Here is a 19,456-nt window from a genome sequence, read left to right as displayed (position 1 = left end):
TAGCATTCACACCTGAGTAAGTTACAACTTTCAATAAAAGAATTTAAAACAATATATAACTTGTTTCAACGATATGATTAAATAACTTGGAATATTAAATCATCTTTAGGATATTACCATGCAAACAGTAACCCTCAATAATAATATCAAAATACCTTTACTGGGTTTTGGCGTTTTCCAAATAAATAATCCTTTGGAATGTGAGCAAGCCGTCCTTGATGCTATAAAAACTGGTTATCGCCTCATTGATACTGCTGCATCCTATCAAAATGAAACGCAGGTTGGAAATGCGCTTAAACAAAGTGGTATTGCACGTAATGAAATATTTATAACCACAAAACTGTGGTTGCAAGGGGCTAGTTACGAAGGTGCGATGTCTCAATTCGAACGCTCTTTAAATCGCTTACAACTTGATTATGTTGATCTTTATTTAATCCATCAACCCTATGGTGATATCTATGGGGCATGGCGCGCAATGGAAGAACTATACAACAGTGGCAAAATCAGAGCTATTGGCGTTAGCAATTTTCACCCTGATAGACTTGCAGATCTGATGGCTTTTAATAAAATCAAACCCACTGTTAATCAAATTGAAGTAAATCCATTCAACCAACAACTTTTCGCCGTTCCATGGATGAAGAGTAAAAATATTCAGCCCCAAGCATGGGCACCATTTGCAGAAGGAAGAAACGGCTTATTCGAGCACCCGGTTTTAGCTACTATTGGTAAAAAATATGGTAAAACTATCGGACAGGTCGTTCTACGTTGGATTTTACAGCGAGATATCATTTCATTAGCTAAATCTGTCAATAAATCACGTATGCAAGAAAATATAAATATCTTGGACTTTGAATTAACTGCAGAAGAAATAACTAAGATTACAGCTCTAGATACAAACACTAGCGCTTTTTTCTCTCACAGAGATCCTAATATTGTTGAATGGTTAACTAATCGTCAAATTAACGTCTAAAAGACTGTATCATTAAGATTAATCGCTTGAACAACATCACATTAAAACAAAGAAAAAAGGCACCTTTCTTCTCGTATTTTAACTTACACAAATACTATTTAACTCTGGTAAAATTCACCAGAGTTAAAAATAATTTATTGACTAACTTACCATCTCAATCGGGATGAAGCAGCCTTAATTAAACAAACTACATTGCTTCTTCAGCAGCAAGCAATCTTGACTGTTCTTCTTGCGCCAAGCTGTCGACAACTTCATCAAATTCTCCAAGCATAATACGATCGATTTTATGCAAGGTTAAATTGATCCGATGATCTGTTACGCGACCTTGTGGAAAGTTATAAGTACGAATACGTTCAGAACGATCCCCCGTTCCGACCTGAGAACGACGATCTGCCGCACGATCGGCATGTAGTGAAGCACGTTGTTGCTCATATAAACGCGCACGCAAGATTTTCATCGCTTTGGCTTTATTCTTATGCTGGCTTTTTTCTTCCTGCATCGCCACTACGACACCCGAAGGCATATGGGTAATACGCACAGCACTTTCGGTTTTATTAACGTGCTGACCACCCGCACCAGAGGCACGATACACATCGATACGCAAATCTTTTTCATCAATATCAACATCAACCTCTTCTGCTTCGGGCAATACCGCCACCGTCACAGTCGACGTATGAATACGCCCTTGGCTTTCTGTCGCAGGGACGCGTTGCACACGATGAACGCCTGATTCATATTTTAAACGTGCAAATACGTTATTTCCAGCAATAGAAGCCATCGCTCCTTTGATTCCACCAACACCTGTATCATCATATTCCATCACTTCAAAACGCCAACCTTTTGTATCGGCATATCGTTGATAGGCACCAAATAACTCAGCTGCAAATATCCCAGCTTCGTCGCCACCCGCAGCAGGACGAATTTCCAAGATAGCATTCCCTTCATCAGCTTTGTCTTTGGGAAGCATCGCCAACCGAATATCATGTCTTAACTGTGGTATTTGTTCATTTAATGATTCCAATTCAGCTTCGGCAAGATCTTTCATCTCGGGATCTTGTAACATTTCCTCAGCGGCTTTGATTTCTTGTTCGGCATTACGCAACGCATGAACCAACTCAACAATTCTATTTAAGTCAGCATACTCACGAGACGCTTCCATAAATTCGTCACCTGAAATCTCAGTTGATAAAATATGTTGCAGCTCTTCCGAACGAGCAACAATTTTATCCAAACGATCATTAAAACTTACAGAAAATTCTTCAGAAGACATCGATTATTTCGCCAATTTCATTTTACAATAAGCAACAAGATCCGTTATTGCAACTTCAGCTTGCTCGCCAGAGATTAAGTCTTTAACTTTTATAACTTGTTTTTGTGCTTCGTCATCACCGATTAATAATGCTAATGGTGCATTTTGTTTATTCGCACGTTCCATTTGTTTGCGCAAGTTCCCTTTGTAGGCAACTTCGGCATAAATGCCATCATAACGCAACGCTTGTAATGCGGTGAAAGCAACATCATGCACTCCGTCAGAGAGTGGAATGATAACGACTGGTGAGGCAACTTTGGGGCTTTCCTCTAACAATAACGCCAAACGTTCAACCCCAGCTGCCCAACCGATTGATGGCACTGATGGGCCGCCCATTTCTTCAACCAGACCTTCATAACGTCCACCAGCCAAGACAGTACCTTGCGCACCTAATTTGGTGGTTACAAACTCGAATACCGTATGACTGTAATAATCTAATCCACGAACAATATAAGGGTTTTCTTTGAACGGAATTTTAAACTGATCCAACGCCACTCTCAATTGATCCCAAAATGTCTGTGCTTCAGGAGTCATATGATCCTTTAATGCTGGAGCATTTGCTAGTAATGCCCGATCTTCAGGCGATTTGCTATCCAAAATACGTAGCGGATTTTTTTCTAAACGATTACGACTATCTTCTGATAACTGAGATTGAAAAGCTTGGAAATAAGAAATTAAAGCTTCTCTCCACGCTTTGCGACTGGCAATATCGCCCAGCGTATTCAGCTCTAACACCACATCATCCGCAATACCAAGCTCACGCAGAATATGATATCCCATCGCAATCATTTCTGCGTCAGCAAAAGGTGTGGAAGTTCCCAATAACTCGGCACCAATTTGGTGAAATTGGCGATACCGTCCTTTTTGAGGACGTTCATAGCGAAACATCGGGCCTGTATAAAAAGCTTTCTGCGGTAAAGACTGTGTTAGTCCATTTGTAACCAATGCACGACAAATCCCAGCAGTTCCCTCTGGACGCAATGTTAATGAATCTCCCCCACGATCTTCGAAACAATACATTTCCTTGGAAACAACATCCGATGTTTCCCCCAAAGAACGTGCAAACACAGTCGTTTCTTCGAAAACAGGAGTACTCCATTCTTCAAACCCATATAAAGAAGTTACTTTTTTTGCAACTTGTATAACATGTTGATGACGTCTTGAATCTTCACCAATTAAATCATGCGTTCCACGAACGGGCTTTACCACACTCACGCTTTTTATCCTGCCTTATAGTTTATAAAATTATTTAGTTGTTGCTTTAGCTTTGGCTGCGGCTTTTTCAGCTTCAATCTCTGCTGCTTTTTTCTCTACCAATTCAACAATATGGTCAATCATATCTTCTGCAGGCACCGTATGATCCTGTTTACCCGCCATATACACCATATGACGACCAGAACCACCCCCCGTAACCCCAACATCTGTCATGGTTGCTTCACCAGGACCATTAACCACACAGCCAATCACAGAGAGAGAAAGCGGTGTCTCAATATGAGCCAAACGTTCTTCAAGCTTAGCAACCGTTGGAATAACTTGGAATCCTTGACGCGCACAGGATGGGCAAGAGACCACATGAACCCCACGATGACGCAACCCAAGACTTTTTAAGATATCCCAACCAACAGCAACCTCTTCCTCTGGTTCTGCAGATAATGAAACACGCATCGTGTCCCCAATTCCTGCCCATAGCAAAGAACCCAAACCAATCGAAGACTTCACGGTTCCTGCACGTTTACCACCCGCTTCGGTAATCCCAATATGTAAAGGATAGTCACATGCTTCAGATAGTTGACGATAAGATTCAACAGCCAAGAAAACGTCAGAAGCTTTCACACTAATTTTAAATTCACGAAAATCATTATCTTCTAATATCTTTGCGTGCTCTAATGCACTTTCGACCAGCGCATCAGGGTTAGGCTCACCATATTTTTCCAACAAATGCTTTTCTAAAGATCCAGCATTCACCCCAATACGAATAGAGCAGTTATAATCTTTTGCAGCTTTAATCACATCACGTACGCGTTCCGCACTGCCAATATTACCAGGATTAATGCGCAAACATGCAGCCCCAGCTTTAGCAGCTTCAATTGCTCTTTTATAATGGAAATGAATATCGGCAACAATCGGCACATTTACATTTTGAACGATTTCTTTTAATGCTGCTGTGCTTGCTTCATCAGGGCAAGAAACACGAACAATATCCACACCCACTTTTTCTGCACGTTTAATTTGTGCAATGGTTGCTTTGGCATCACTGGTCAGCGTGTTCGTCATTGTTTGTACACTGATTGGTGCATCACCACCAACTGGCACAGATCCCACATGAATCTGACGAGTTTTATTGCGTTCGATATGCTGATATGGGCGTAAACTCATTTAATTCTAATCTCCAAAATGATCTTTAAATATATCAAATAATCCAAAAAAATCGCTATATAATCCTATTTACCAGTCTATTTATTATAAGTATTCCTTACCGAAACTACAATTCTTCTTCACGACATCCTCAACGATTAAGTTGCTTTGCGTTTAGGTCATCCGCAGATACATCATGGTTAGAACGAGTAGCAGGTTTTGATACGACAGGCTTTTTATTTCTAGTTACCACGTTGTTAGATACGGGTTTATCCGCAATTTTCTCATCAGATGGGTGTAATAATTTGTCTATTTTGGATGAATCTAAAACAAATCGACGTAATGTTTTACCCTTTTTCCCCAAAGGCGATGATTGTATTTCACCCTTCTGTAAAACAACAACACCAGGATTTCCAATCGTCATAATGACTTCATCTTTGTCACTAGGGACCTGCCAAGTTTCATCTGTTTTCAAGACTTTTTGGTATAAAACATGCCCTTCTTTATCCTTGATTTGCAACCAACTTGGAGCGATTGCCTTAATCATTAAAGGCTGTTCTGGTTGTTTCGCTTCAGCCGCTGCTACATCTTTGTTATCAGGAGCAGACGGTGGTGGTGATGTTGGCTCTGTTGGTTGCTGTGGCTTCTGCGGTAATGCAGTGGCAGGCTGTTGGTTTGTCACAGGCGCATTGGATGCGGTATTTGCTTCGACATGTTGATTATCCTGAGATAATGGAGCTGGATGATCCGTCGGCATAATAGAGGCTATTTGCGGAGAGATTTGTTGAGTTGTTCCGCTATTTTGCTCAGCTTGAGTTGGTGGTGATGGAATAACTTCTGGCGGGGCTTGATGATGGTCGGACATTTTATACCAACCAATATAAGCACCAACCATAATGATAAGACTAACAAATACAATAACAGCTGCTGGAACACCGCTCTGTGGAACGGGTGCTGGAAACATCAGCTGTTGTTTTTCAGAATTGCCCTTATTTTCTTGTCGGAATTGCTTTACTAGCACATCACTATCGAGATTTAACAATTCAGCATAAGCACGTAAGAAACCAGAAGCATAAGCAATTCCGGGCAACTGATCGATACGCCCGTCCTCTAATGCTTTTAAAAACACCAAACGAATACGTAACCGTTGAGAAACTTCTTCAAGGCTTAATCCTTGCTCTTCTCTACGTGTTTTAAGTGTATCCCCAATATTTTTATCAGAATATAGCTGGTTCAAGTCGCTCATGCTTCTTTCAACCTAAGGTTAATTATGAATGTTTAATCCGTTGACGTCTGACCATCAAAGCATCAACCGCTTGTTTTACGAGAGTATGAATAATTGTTTCTACTGGCAATATTTCTTTAACCATTCCAACTGATTGACCTGCCATCACGGAACCATTTTCGATATCTCCATCCTTAACTGCACGTCGCAAAGCACCCGCCCAAAAATGTTCAATGTCTAGTTGAGCTTCTTCCTTACTGACTTCTTGACGTTGATATTTTTGAATGATGGCTGCTTGATGTTTCATAAATTCTTTAGTGCCTTGATTGGCCAACGCACGAACAGGAATTACGGGAAAAGAATCATCAATTTGGACAGTCGTAATTGCATCACGAGCTGCGGCCCTAACAAAAGCCTTTTTAAAATTTTCGTGAGCTTGACTTTCAACAGACGCTGCAAAAACAGTACCTAATTGCGCTCCAGATGCTCCCATTTCAAGATAAGATAAAATCGCATCTCCACGTCCAAGCCCTCCAGCAATAAATACTGGCACCTCACGAATAACAGGCAATATCTCCTGAGCTAACACTGTCAAAGAAACGGGGCCAACATGTCCACCAGCCTCAGCCCCTTCAATCACAATAGCATCTGCACCCATTTTAATTAACCGTTTTGCCAAAATCAAAGCAGGTGCAAAAGCAACGACTTGAGCACCACCATCTTTGATTTTTTTTATTGCAGCACCCGAGGGGACACCACCAGCTAAAACAATATGCTTGACGTGTAATTTCAAACAAACATCAATCAGCTCATTTAACTGAGGATGCATTGTAATTAAGTTAACGCCAAAAGGCTTGGTTGTCATGGCTTGTGTGCCAGCGATTTCTGCTTCTAACAATGTAGGATCCATTGCCCCACAAGCAATAACACCAAAACCACCAGCATTCGAAATGGCGGAAACAAGATTACGTTCGCTGACCCAAGACATTGCCCCGCCCAAAATAGCAACTTCACTGCCTAAAAACTCGGTTCCTCTGCTCCACAAAGAAGCAAGTTCGCTTTGTGCATCTTTATCTAAGTCCGTCACATCAACAGCATTATGTTGCATTATTGGGCATCCAATCCATAAGCAGTATGTAAAGCACGAACAGCAAGTTCTACATATTCAGCAGCAACCAACACAGACACTTTTATTTCACTGGTAGAAATCACTTGAACATTAATTGATCGCTCTGCCAATGTTTTAAACATTGTATTTGCAACCCCAGTATGGGAACGCATTCCAATACCAACAACGCTGATTTTTACAACATCATCATCGGTTAACATTTCTGCAAAACCAATCTTTTCTTTTTCACGCTCTAGAATTTGTTGAACATTTAACAAATCCGTCTTAGGAACTGTAAAAGTCATATCTGTTTTTTGATTACTACCACTGCTTTGAACAATCATATCAACATTTACATTTTCACGTGCCAAGGGGGCAAAGACAGATGCTGCAATGCCAGGATGATCGGGAATATCTTTAATAACAACTTTAGCTTCATTTAAAGAATATGCAATACCAGTAACTTGTTCTTTTTCCATAATTTCATCCTCACTTACAACCAAAGATCCAGGCAGCGAATTTTCCATTGGCGCTGGATTATCATCAAAACTTGATAACACCTGGACGCGAACCTGCTCTTTCATCGCCAATTCTACACTACGCGTTTGTAACACTTTTGCCCCAACGGAAGCTAACTCTAACATTTCCTCATAAGCAATCGCAGGAATGCGCTTTGCTTTTTTAACTATTCTTGGGTCTGTTGTGTAAATTCCATCAACATCTGTATAAATATCGCAACGTGTTGCCTGCATACTTGCTGCCAAAGCAACCGCTGATGTATCTGATCCGCCTCTACCTAGGGTTGCAACGCGTCCATTTTCATCAACCCCCTGAAATCCCGCAACCACTGGCACAACACCTGATTGCATACATTCAATGAGCTTAGACGAATCGATAGATTGAATTCTTGCCTTACTATGTGCATCATCGGTCAGGATCGGTATTTGCCATCCAGCCCACGAACGTGATTGAACACCAAGATTTTGCAACGCGATTGCCAATAATCCACTGGTTACTTGTTCACCCGTGGCAACAATTGAATCATACTCACAAGGGTCAAACAAAGGATTTAAAGACTCACAATAACCAACCAACTGGTTCGTGACACCAGACATCGCAGAAACTACAACCGTTACTTCACATCCGGCATCAACTTGTTTTTTTACCGTTTTTGCAACATTGCGAATTCGATCCAGATCGGCAACAGAGGTTCCACCAAACTTCATTACTATTCTAGGGGCACTAAGAGGCATAAAAAGCAAACTCCGCAATCATTATTTTCATTATTACTCTTTACATAATGAAAATATAAACTTTATGTATTGAAAATATCGTTAACTGAATACTTAACCTAGTTATAATTGATAATCAAACTATTGACTTCTTTTTTTGTTTATAATTTGATTAATTTTACTTGACGACCCTGTGAAAGGCCACATTATGTCCACCGTTACACCACATGATCCAGACAATCAAAAGAATTCTGTAAAAGAGGATGAAATTAATCGATTTAATGCCATTGCGAGTGAATGGTGGAATCGAACAGGCCCAATGAGCCCACTCCATGAAATGAATGCACTTCGGGTCGAGTGGATCCAACAATTTTTAAAATCATATCCCCTTGATCCTAACCGACCTATTCTCGATATTGGTTGTGGGGTTGGGATAGCCAGTGAGGGTCTTGCTTCTTTGGGATATAATATATTGGGTGTTGATGCAGGAAAAGAGGTGATCCAAGCTGCACAACATCATCTGGATACCATTCCCCTTCCACCTAAGAGTGGTCATATTACGTATCGTGTAGGAACCATCGAAGCGCTTGTGGAAGAAAAACAACAATATCAGGTCATTACCGCTTTGGAGCTACTCGAACACGTTAATGACCCAGAACAATTCGTGCAAAATATTTCTGCACTTTTAACCGACAATGGGATCGCGTTTCTATCAACAATTAACCGTAACATTCCCTCTTTTCTATTCGCCAAAGTCGGTGCAGAATATTTAACCCGCAAACTACCAATTGGAACACATAGTTGGAAGCAATTTATTACACCTGCTGAACTTGGAAAGATGGCGCATCATGCAGGATTACGCGTTGTCGACATGGCTGGTTTAGCAATGAGGCCTAATGGGTGGAAAATCTCACAAAATGTAAAGATTAACTATATGGTTTGCTTGTCTAAAATATAGAACTTAACAAAACTAAAAACATTCAAGTGTAATAACTTGAATGTTTTTTTAATTTATCTTTAGGCGTTATTAATTACTTCTGATCGACATCCTGGAATTTGCAAAATTGTTTTAATAACATGTTGATGTGAAATCCCTTTCGTACATTCAAACTGACGAGGTGTATTTTGATGTTTAGGACAATATAAATAGTTACTATGATCAAACTGATACCGAACGTCATTCCAACAGCTATTACAAACGTGAGTACTAAAGACACGATAAGGCGTATCAAACTCAGTCGATGGATGAGTAAAACCAGAAATGATCACGACAGGAATACCAGCCCCCCATGCCAACCATGCTAAACCAGAAGATAATCCAACGAAGAATTCAGCATGCTTTAACCAACGTGCTCTTTCTGCCAAAGAACGATTTCCTGTTTGATCCTCTGCACCATTAGGAATATAGTTCCAAACCAAATCACGGCCAAAAACGGCCTCTTTATCAATACAAATAACACGATACCCAACTGACTTTAGGAACTTAATTACATGATACCATCCAAAAGGATTGTTCCAATATTTGCATTGTGTTGAAGCTTGAGAAGCAATAACAACATATGGCTCTTCTATCGGCCTTGTATCATCACTATATGTAAGTTTTGGAGGCTCTTCTGTTGGATCCACTCCTAAAATATAACCTGCAGTACGATGTAATCCAACTTGTCTAAAGTCCTCAGGTTGCCAATGATTATCTTCGTCTTTAAAGAATAATCCTATGTAATAAGAGGCATAATAAGGATCTTTTGGCTCTTTTTTCGCATATTCTATAGCATCGACAAATTTAATTTCGGGATAAGATTTTTCAAATAGCTCAATCAACGGCAAAGCAATCGCAAGTGTCAAGTTACAGCGATGCTTTTTTCTAAATTTCTCAGCATAAGGCATCCATCCTAAGGAATCCCCTAGAGATCCTACTGGAAAAACAATTAGTACATCCTTATTTTCAGCATTATACTGGTGAGTAAAGACATCTTCGATTTTCCCATTTTTAAGAATCTTTGAAACTGTAATTCTTCCATTTAAAAAATGATGTTTTGCTGTGGCAGCATGCCCTACATCAAAACAGGGCTGATCTAATAGCGCAACCTCTGTATCCAGATCATATAACTGAATACGCCAACCTTCACCTTCCGCTGGCTTTGGAACTGAAACACGCATCGCAAAATTAAAGTCAAAAGCAATTCCTGAACCTGCATCTTGAGTAGGATTTAGTGGTGGTTGAACTAAACTTCCTTCTGTATTTGATTGTGGCTGAGCTGAACCAACAGAATCTTCTGGCGTGGATTGATTAGAAACATTGCTTTCCCCACCGATCTGAGGAGAAAATCTTTTAGCGAGATCTTCAATAATAGGCTGGGTTGTAGAATCTTCTTTTGTTGCCTGTAAATTTGATGTTTCAGTTGAGTCAAGCGTTTCTTTTTCTTCGCGTGTTTTTAATTTAATACGTTCAAAGCCTTCAACTTTAACTTTAGGATCTTCACTCATTCTCTATTCCCTCTTAACTTTTATAATTATGTAAAACTACGATACAGTTACACTTATTTGATTAGCTAACAAATTACATAAATCATTATAATTTTGACACGCAACCATAAATTCAGATGGATCAATCTGAATATGAAAATGTAATTCAAAATCACGCCGTAAATTGAGCAACAATTCCGAATCTACCTCCCTATTCACTAGCTTTTCACGCGTTAGCTCTTTCACATCCTCATCCCACTCTTTTGTTGCATCTGCAATCCATTTTTCCACTTCAACCCGAGCCTGCTCATATGTCAAAGGTGGAGGAAGATCAGGAACCTCATAATCAAATCGTTTAATAACAGGCAAAGCATTTTCGTTCAAGGCTTTACGCGTTCTAGCAATTTGTGCCTTACCACTTGGGGTTTTTAATACCCCACCTGGTCGTGTCAGCACAATTGTTTTTGGCCAAATATCATAAGTTTTAGTAATGATTTCATAGGCTATTTGAGCAATTGTATCAAATGAACCTACTGGTTTTTTAATTAACTCTATGATGACAGTAATTGATACAGGATCTTCTAAATCAGCAAGGAAAAATGCTGTTGCATTTGGACGAATGTCCGAACATGCTGCTTCTAAAACACCACTGACATCATCTGGGTCATAAGTTTTTCCACGTAAGGTAATCACGTTACTAATTCGTCCAGAAAAGAACAAATTGTCATTTAATAAAAAACCTAAATCGCCAGTTCGTAAATAGGATTCATTTTGCCCTATGATTTTTGCGTGGAAAATTTCTTCCGTCTCTTCTGGCCTATTCAGATACCCTTTCGCGATACTTGGACCTGTGATCCATATTTCCCCAACACGCCCGTTTCTAAGCGGCATATTTGTCTCTGGGTCGACAATCACAACCTTTTGGTCTTCTAACGATGTCCCACAGGAGATTAGCTCTCTTCGATCAAATTTATTAATACTTGGCCATGCAAAACCAGCCATTAATGCACTTCTTGAAAAACTTCTAAATTTAGGTAAAACACGTCGTTGTGTTCTGGTGGCTGTTAAAGTGGCCTCTGCCAAACCATACCCGAAAACTAAATGACGCGCCTTGAACCCAACCACAGAAAATTTTCGGCAAAAACGCTGCATAATATCAGCTTGCGCGGTATCAGCGCCGTTTAAAGCCAACTCCCAAGAAGATAAATCAAGCTGCTGCATTTCCTCATCAGTGACCTCTTTTGTGCACAAATTATATGCAAATGTAGGCCCTCCAGACATGCCGACTTTGTATCGTGACAAGGCCTGTAACCAACGTGCTGGTTTTTCAATAAAATATTTGGGTGGTAATAACATACACTCCCCACCGCACCCTATCGCCAGCAAAACGCAACCAATCAACCCCATATCATGTGCTAAAGGCAGCCAACTAAGACCACTATATTTTTCATCTAAATATTCATAGCTCTTGGCTTGATGACGAAGATTAAAAATCAGGTTACGATGTGTTAGCTCTATTCCCCTCGTATTTCTTGTTGTTCCAGAAGTATATTGAATAAAAGCAACATCATGATTATTACCTCTGATTGCGATTTTATTTTTTGCGTTAAATAAAACCTCTAAAGGCACCCAAATAGGCTTACAATTTAATTCTTTGTGGCTGGCTTTATAATCAGCCAAAATTTTGCGTGGACCAATAATGAGCTTTGGCTGCACATCATTTGCAACCATCTCAAACCGTTCATCACTGCGCATGACATCAATATGGACACCAGACGCAGGAATCATACCCGCGTAAATACATCCAAAAAATGCAGAAATATAGTTTAAATCATTATCACATAAGAGGAGGACACGATCCCCCTCCTTGCCAAAATGATGTAATCCAGCAGCGATCGTGGCAGCAAGATCATTCAACTGAGTACTTGTTAAATGATCTACAATATTGCAATCCCCATCTAATAAGGAATACAAGACCATAGATGGGGAAAGTTTGGCACGATGTTGTAACATATCGACCAAAGTCGCCGTGTGCCAATCAACAATGCCATATACTTTACATGCCCAATCTTCCTCGGAAACATCTGGAACAATAAGAGCCATACTGTATGCTTATTCCATTTCTTTACTAGAGGAATCTTCAAGCATTGCTGTTTTTTCTTCTGATCCTTCAGCATCAGAATCAAGAATTAATGATTCATTGCTCTCAAAAGATACTTTCAACTTTCTTAGTAGGACTTTCCCCACATCTTGAAGGTTTTCCTCTTTCATTAATTGTAATAATGAAATCTCACATCCTAACGTATTACTGATCGCAATTTGCAGCTCTACACCCACAAGTGAGTCAATACCAAGTTCTGTTAAACGGGTATTTCCATCAATGCTATCAGGTGGAATTTGCAAGGTTTTAGTCAAGATATCAATCAAATTCTTAACCACAAACGGTAAACGTTCTTCTAATGGCAAGGCATTTAATTGACGTAATACTTCAGTTTGCTCATAAGAAGAATTACCAAGTGTTAATAACTCTTGATAACGTCCAACTGAACGAGTCATCGGGAACACACCAAACCATTTAGACCAATCAATATCCAAGACACCAACACAAGGCTGATCTGCTTTCCAAAGCAAGGAAATGGTTGATAATGCTTCTTTAATAGGAATAGGTGTGACCCCAATGGTTTCAAAGTTTTTCGCAGCACGACTATCTTTTTGATACATACTGCCTCCATCAATAGCACCCCACTCAATCGCAAGCGCAGGCAAGCCAATTTGCTTACGATATTTCGCCAACGCGTCTAAGAAGAAATTCGCTGAAACATAGGCTGCTTGACCAATATTCCCAAGCAAATTGGTAGCGGAGGAAAATAGAACAAAATGATCTAATTCCATATCCTTGGTCAGTTCATGTAAATTCCATGCACCTTGTGCTTTTGGCAGGATAACTTTCGATAAACGTTCATTATCAAGGTTAGTAATCACACCATCATCAATCACGGCCGCACAATGGAAAACACCTTTTAACGGTACATCCAATTGCGTGGCTTGCTCTATAACAGATTTAATACTGTTGTAATCAACAATATCAGCCTGCATTTGATGAACAGTAATATTATGTGAAGCAAGGATATCTAGTGCTTTTTGGATTGTCTCATCTTCTATTTTTAAAGAACGTCCAACCAATACAAGATGTTTAGCACCCATAGATACCAGCCATTGTACTAATTGTAATCCCATTCCCCCATAAGCACCAGTTACCAAATACGCAGCATTTTCTTGGACTGTTGGGATTTCTTTCGGAAGAGGATTAACCATTAAATCCGTAGTATCAGAGAAATCTAAAACGACTTTACCGATATGCTGAGCAGACGCTAACAACCTGAAAGCCTCTGTTGCTTTGGCTGCTGGCATAACAGTACAAGGCGGCATCACGATTTCTCTGTTCATGATATGACGCGTACAAGCCGCCAACATGCGAATAATTTCCTCTGGACGTTGAGCCAACATCCGATCCAAATCCATCGAACGGAAGGTTATATTTTCATTAAAGGCATGCATCGGTAGCCATTTGCCCTCAACAATATCTCTTTTCCCAACCTCGAAGAAATATCCGTATGGTGCCACCAAACTTAAACTATGTTGTAATGCTTCACCAGATAAAGAGTTGATAACAATATCCACCCCTCTTCCGTTTGTAACTTCCTTAACACCGTCAACAAACTCTAAATTACGAGAATTCCATACATGCTCACATCCAATATCACGTAGATATTGACGTTTCTCTTCATTACCAGCAGTTGCAAAGATTCTAGCTTTCCGCATTTTGGCAATAGAAATCGCTGCAAGCCCCAAACCACCAGAGCCTGAGTGAACCAGTATCGTTTGTCCTTCCTGAATATCAGCAATATCCAGCAAAGTATGATACGCAGTTGAATAAACAGTCGGCATTGTTGACGCTTCTGCATCAGGAATTTCAAACACTAATTCTTTACGAACACGTTCAATATCTTCTTCTGACAAATTATAACGGTGCGCTTCACGAATAGTAGAGTTTTTGTCCAAATGCATTGCATAAGACGTTTCAACAGAGAATGTTACGTGAGAAGCCAAGCAATCTTTTGTTGAAATAATCACGCGATCTCCAACATAATATCCTGCTGCTTCAGCCCCCTCACCAACAGCAACGATCCGTGTGGCTGCTTCCATTCCTAAACCATCTTGATGAAAAGTTCCCTTTACAACTGAACGGGGCAACAAGCCCATCACTTTTAAAAGATCTTTAAAGTTCAAAGAAGACGTAACAACTTCAACCTCAATATGGCCTGGAGGTGGTTTTTGTCGCTCAAAAGTTTCATAATGAATTTGATCCAACATCCCCGAACGTCCAGGAATCAAACGGAAACCAAGATTTTTTCCTTTGATTTCTTCGTATGGAATTGGGGTAACATTCTCTTGATGCTTATAAGGAACTAAACGTGAAATAAACCGTTTATCTTTTCTTAATGCAACATCATCCTCTACGTCGTCAGATAAAATTTCAGCTGCCAAAACAGGAATTTCAACTGCATTCATATTCCCATCAATATCAACCATTTTAGGTTTAACTTCTGGGCGTTCTAATGAAAATACACGAATGAACCCACGTAAAGAAGATTGCCCAAGATGTTCGATATTTTCGTCTTCAAGAACTTTCTCAGCACCATTCGTGATAATCACACAACGTAAATTATCTGTAATGTCTTTATCTTCTAACGCTGGTAAGCTCTTGGTCACACATAATAACTCTTGTACCAAAGATAAACCAATAGCATCGTTATTCTTAATATTATCTTTACGTAAATACACCAAGGCTCGACATTTTTGAATATCTACAAAGGAATAAAACGCCTTATAATCCTCTTCGTTGCCATAACGAATATTGAATATACTATCCGTTTCTGATCCAGATTTTTCTCCAAGCCTTCCTTGCAGGACAGTTAGTCCTTGGGATTCAAGCTCCGCAATCAATGGATCGGCAATAGCATCATTATCGGTGATAAGAGCAATACGCGCAATTTCACCCAATAATGGTGTAACTTCAGCGTCTTTCCATTCGTAACGATATAACCAACGTGCACGTTTGGCTTCTTTTTGCCTCTCAGTTGCTAATTCTTTGACGGTCAAACCTGTAATCTTCGCAACGGGTTCACCCTTCGGTGTATAAATGTAAATATCACCAATTAAGAATTCATCATCTCGTCTGACATTACCGCCATAGGCATAGAGCTCACCTTCATGACGACCGAAATACATCACACGTTCAATCGAAACAGGCACAAAGGTCGTATCAGACACCTGCTTTTCTGCGCCTAACAATCCGAATAACTGAAATGCGCCATCAAGCAATGTTGGATGAATATAATAATCTTCGATAGTATCTTTTTCAGATTCTGCAATTTTTAAATGTGCAAATGCAACGCCGTTGCCACGATAAAGTTGTTTAATGGTTTGAAATGCTGGACCGTATTGCATTCCAAATTCATGCATCTTTTCGTAATAGAATGATACATCAACTTCTTCGGTAATTTTTGCTTTTAATGCTTCTATATCTTCTATTTGATCGCCATTCCATGGAGCAGTACGGCGTAACAACGCCGTTGAATATAGTTCCCAATTGGGGGAATCATTTTCTGTGCGACCAAATGCCAAGAACCGTCCAGTCAATTCATCGACAGACCATGTGATATATGGATAAAATTTCCCATCAATCAGCATTGCTTTTTTAAATTGAATATCTTCAACAATAGCTGGTTCTTGCATTTCCTTTGGCGCATCAGCAGCCAGTTGAGCATGAGCAGCGATTGCAGCTTCAATATAAGCAGCACCTGGAAAAACTTTCATTCCTTCAAGCTGATGATCGACAATCCATGGCATAAAATTAATATTCAGCTCAGATAACCAACCACGAGAACCTGACCAATCAACATTCCCCAGGACTGGATTAACACGCTCTGCCAAACGACGTGCGCGCAATTGTTTACTTTCATTTAAATAAACTTCTTTTGCCCAACAATAAAATGGCAAATCTACCCTTTTACCTGAAACGATTTTATCCCAATCCAATTCTAAACCTACAGCAGATAAGCTTGCCAAGGATTTAACCAAAGATTTCTCTTCTGGTTCAGAACGATGGAACGTGTAAGCTGTCCCAACAGAAGCATTTAAAGTTGCAGCACATTCTTTCACAGAAGCAGATAAAACAGGGTGGGGCCCTACTTCTAAAAATAGAGAATAGGAATCATGAATCATCGTCGTAATTGCTTCGGCAAATAAAACTGTTTGTCTTAAATTACGATACCAATAGCTTGCATCATGAAAGAACGTATCATCACAAATATGCCCTGTCACTGTTGAATATAAAGGAATAGTTGGAACTTTAGGTTCAATATTTTCAACAGCCTCTTCAAATTCATCGCGAATGTCAGCCATAATTGGATTATGATAAGCCAATTCAACTTTTAAGAAACGATTAAATTCAGAACGCTTTTCCAATTCAGCAGCAATTTTTTCAAGATTTTCTTTGCTACCAGATAATGTAAAGGAACGAGGACTGTTAATCGCAGCAACGGCAACATCCCCTTCATAATCTTTGATTAATTCAGCTGATGCTGATGGGGGCATTCCAACAGCCAACATCGAACCACGTCCCGCAAAAGTCTGTTGCAGGCGACTACGATGATAAATAACCGTTGTTGCATCTTTTAGGCTCAATGCACCCGCAACATATGCAGCAGCAGCCTCACCCACACTATGACCAACAATCGCAGAAGGTTGAATACCGTAAAGCTTTAATGCTTCTGCAAGGCAAACTTGTATTGTAAAAATACCTGGTTGCGCAACAGCAGTTTCATGAATACGAGATTCTTCTTCTGTCTTTTGCAATTCAGCAAGAATAGACCATCCAGAAAGCTCTTGGAAGTAACCATCAATTTCTTTTGCAATTGCTAACGATTCAGCAGGTCCATTTTTTAGCAACCATTGCCCCATTCCCCACCATTGTGGTCCCATGCCTGAAAATACGAACGCAGGCTGTGTTTGGGTTTTAATTTGTTGCTGACCAACAACGACATCTGGATTAGGTTTGTCTTGCGCAAAATCCTCTAATTTCTGAGCAATCTCTTCCTTTGTTTTACCAAACGTGACCAAATGCCTTTGGAAGAATGAACGATGCTTTCCAACAGAATATGTAATATCTTCAATAGATGGACTATTGTCCGCTCTTAAAAATGCAGCATAAGCCTCGGCTGTTAATTTTAATGAAGGTTGCTGTTTTGTTGAAAGAGACAAGATATAGTTATCAGAAGGTAAATGCGCTTCTTCAGAATTGATTCTGGTTGCAACTTCTTCTTTACGGGGTAAGCGAATAATCGCATTCGCATTAGAACCACCATATCCAAACGAATTTACTGCTGCATATAAGTCTTTTGCGGTCGTTGTTAACGGTACAACTTCGTCTTGTACTAAACGCAAATTCATATCCGTAAATGCAATATTCGGATTGGGCTCTTTTAAATTAGCTTGAGGTGGTACGGCTTTATGTTCAAGACATAAACAAGCCTTAATTAAACCAGCCACCCCCGCTGCTGCTTCTAAATGACCAATATTGGCTTTAACAGATCCAATAATGACAGGACTTTCCTGCGGGCGACTTTTACCAATTGTATTTGAAATTGCTTGCGCTTCCAGCGGATCACCAACGGGTGTTCCTGTACCATGAGCCTCTACGTAAACAATATCTTTTAAATCAATTTTTGCTTGTTCAGCTACTGAACGAATAAGCTTTTCCTGTGCCACCGCACTTGGAACTGTTATCCCTTCATTATGACCATCTTGGTTAATCCCAATACCGCTGATGACTGCATGGATCTTATCACCGTCTTCAATGGCATCTTCTAATCGTTTGAGAATGACAACGCCACAGCCTTCACCACGCCCATAGCCATCTGCTGCTGCATCAAAACTTTTACTTTTGCCGTCTTCAGCCATGAAACGAGCCTTAGCAACCAATGAACCTGACTGTGGGGTCAACATAATATTGATCCCACCAGCCATTGCCATATCGCTATCACCATCTCTTAAACTTTGGCAGGCCAAGTGAATAGCCGTCAATGAAGAAGAACACGCTGTATCCAAAGCCAAAGAAGGTCCACAAAAATCAAAGAAATAAGATAGACGAGCAGAGATCATTGTTGTTGAGGCGGTCGTCGCCAAGAAATTAGTTTCCACATTTCCTTCACTTGCATAATGACTGGATTGCATAATTAACCAGTCAGTTGCAAAAATTCCAACAAAAACACCAACTTTTTTACCCGCATAGTGAGAAGCAACCAGTCCTCCCTCTTCCATTGCTTCCCAAGCAACTTCTAATAGTACACGTTGTTGTGGATCGCATTGCACAGCTTCCTTTGGTGACATACCAAAGAATAATGGTTCAAATTCATCAATAGGCTGCGTCAGGAAGCTCCCATTTTTAAAGAAGCTTTTTGCAATCATTGTATTGTCTTTATCGTAAGCCCCTTTCCAGTTCCAACGAGAAGGCAATATTTCACTAACAGTTTCTTTTTTGCCACAAACAGCTTCCCAAAAACTAGATAAATCAACAATTCCACCTGGGAATCGACAACCAATACCAATGATAGCTATTTCACCAGAATATTGCTTATCACCTAATATTTTCATGGGTATTCTACTTTCAACTTTTACGACTTTTGTACTATATAGTTCTTAACTTGATGTAATTGTATAATCAGCA

11 protein-coding genes are annotated in these 19,456 nt (G+C 39.9%); 2 read left to right on the top strand and 9 right to left on the bottom strand.

The genetic code is table 11. From position 1 onward, the window contains the following. The first annotated feature begins 118 nt into the window (after positions 1-118). Positions 119-970 (top strand): aldo/keto reductase, encoded by an 852-nt coding sequence (locus tag PQG52_RS10625; protein WP_271829451.1) that lies wholly within the window; start codon positions 119-121, stop codon positions 968-970. 187 nt (positions 971-1,157) lie between these two features. Here PQG52_RS10625 and prfA read toward each other — a convergent pair whose 3' ends face one another. From prfA to PQG52_RS10595, 6 genes are all read right to left on the bottom strand, one after another. After that, positions 1,158-2,240 carry a peptide chain release factor 1 gene (gene prfA, locus PQG52_RS10620; protein WP_271829450.1) on the bottom strand — a complete coding sequence of 361 codons (1,083 nt, stop codon included), beginning with the start codon at positions 2,238-2,240 and terminating at the stop codon, positions 1,158-1,160. Positions 2,241-2,243: 3 nt separating this feature from the next. Continuing rightward, a complete protein-coding gene (gene hisS / locus PQG52_RS10615) occupies positions 2,244-3,494 on the bottom strand; it encodes a histidine--tRNA ligase (protein ID WP_271829449.1) in 1,251 nt (416 codons plus the stop codon). A gap of 30 nt (positions 3,495-3,524) precedes the next feature. After that, entirely contained in the window at positions 3,525-4,655 is a 1,131-nt protein-coding gene (gene ispG / locus PQG52_RS10610) for a flavodoxin-dependent (E)-4-hydroxy-3-methylbut-2-enyl-diphosphate synthase (protein ID WP_271790415.1), read from the bottom strand. 130 nt (positions 4,656-4,785) lie between these two features. Then, positions 4,786-5,880, bottom strand: a complete 1,095-nt coding sequence (locus tag PQG52_RS10605) for a helix-turn-helix domain-containing protein (RefSeq protein ID WP_271829448.1) — start codon at positions 5,878-5,880, stop codon at positions 4,786-4,788. 22 nt (positions 5,881-5,902) lie between these two features. Next, complete coding sequence (locus tag PQG52_RS10600; protein ID WP_271829447.1) at positions 5,903-6,967, bottom strand: NAD(P)H-dependent flavin oxidoreductase; 1,065 nt, start codon at positions 6,965-6,967, stop codon at positions 5,903-5,905. Next, on the bottom strand, positions 6,967-8,220 hold the full coding sequence (locus PQG52_RS10595; protein WP_271790412.1) for an aspartate kinase: 1,254 nt from the start codon (positions 8,218-8,220) through the stop codon (positions 6,967-6,969). The genes PQG52_RS10600 and PQG52_RS10595 overlap by 1 nt, the downstream gene beginning before the upstream one ends. A 187-nt stretch (positions 8,221-8,407) precedes the next feature. Here PQG52_RS10595 and ubiG point away from each other — a divergent pair, with 187 nt between their 5' ends. After that, positions 8,408-9,157 carry a bifunctional 2-polyprenyl-6-hydroxyphenol methylase/3-demethylubiquinol 3-O-methyltransferase UbiG gene (gene ubiG / locus PQG52_RS10590; RefSeq protein WP_271790411.1) on the top strand — a complete coding sequence of 250 codons (750 nt, stop codon included), beginning with the start codon at positions 8,408-8,410 and terminating at the stop codon, positions 9,155-9,157. A gap of 59 nt (positions 9,158-9,216) precedes the next feature. On the opposite strand, the gene PQG52_RS10585 is transcribed toward ubiG, so the two are convergent. Genes PQG52_RS10585 through PQG52_RS10575 form a run of 3 tightly spaced genes read right to left on the bottom strand, consistent with a single transcriptional unit; the run spans position 9,217 to position 19,383 of the window. Continuing rightward, positions 9,217-10,686, bottom strand: coding sequence for an autotransporter strand-loop-strand O-heptosyltransferase (locus tag PQG52_RS10585; RefSeq protein WP_271790410.1), 1,470 nt, complete (start codon positions 10,684-10,686; stop codon positions 9,217-9,219). A gap of 36 nt (positions 10,687-10,722) precedes the next feature. Further along, a complete protein-coding gene (locus tag PQG52_RS10580; protein WP_271829446.1) occupies positions 10,723-12,768 on the bottom strand; it encodes a fatty acyl-AMP ligase in 2,046 nt (681 codons plus the stop codon). A 9-nt stretch (positions 12,769-12,777) separates the two neighbouring features. Next, on the bottom strand, positions 12,778-19,383 hold the full coding sequence (locus PQG52_RS10575) for a type I polyketide synthase (RefSeq protein ID WP_271829445.1): 6,606 nt from the start codon (positions 19,381-19,383) through the stop codon (positions 12,778-12,780). Positions 19,384-19,456 lie beyond the last annotated feature (73 nt).

The organism is Commensalibacter communis, assembly GCF_947179105.1.
Lineage (GTDB): Bacteria > Pseudomonadota > Alphaproteobacteria > Acetobacterales > Acetobacteraceae > Commensalibacter > Commensalibacter communis.
This window is presented reverse-complemented; position numbering and strand designations above follow the sequence as displayed.

What these genes read in the sequence shown, in the direction of transcription:
- PQG52_RS10625 (WP_271829451.1), top strand. Translation starts at nt 119, where the DNA reads ATGCAAACAGTAACCCTCAATAATAATATCAAAATACCTTTACTGGGT.
- prfA (WP_271829450.1), bottom strand. Translation starts at nt 2,240, where the DNA reads ATGTCTTCTGAAGAATTTTCTGTAAGTTTTAATGATCGTTTGGATAAA.
- ispG (WP_271790415.1), bottom strand. Translation starts at nt 4,655, where the DNA reads ATGAGTTTACGCCCATATCAGCATATCGAACGCAATAAAACTCGTCAG.
- PQG52_RS10605 (WP_271829448.1), bottom strand. Translation starts at nt 5,880, where the DNA reads ATGAGCGACTTGAACCAGCTATATTCTGATAAAAATATTGGGGATACA.
- PQG52_RS10600 (WP_271829447.1), bottom strand. Translation starts at nt 6,967, where the DNA reads ATGCAACATAATGCTGTTGATGTGACGGACTTAGATAAAGATGCACAA.
- PQG52_RS10595 (WP_271790412.1), bottom strand. Translation starts at nt 8,220, where the DNA reads ATGCCTCTTAGTGCCCCTAGAATAGTAATGAAGTTTGGTGGAACCTCT.
- ubiG (WP_271790411.1), top strand. Translation starts at nt 8,408, where the DNA reads ATGTCCACCGTTACACCACATGATCCAGACAATCAAAAGAATTCTGTA.
- PQG52_RS10585 (WP_271790410.1), bottom strand. Translation starts at nt 10,686, where the DNA reads ATGAGTGAAGATCCTAAAGTTAAAGTTGAAGGCTTTGAACGTATTAAA.
- PQG52_RS10580 (WP_271829446.1), bottom strand. Translation starts at nt 12,768, where the DNA reads ATGGCTCTTATTGTTCCAGATGTTTCCGAGGAAGATTGGGCATGTAAA.
- PQG52_RS10575 (WP_271829445.1), bottom strand. Translation starts at nt 19,383, where the DNA reads ATGAAAATATTAGGTGATAAGCAATATTCTGGTGAAATAGCTATCATT.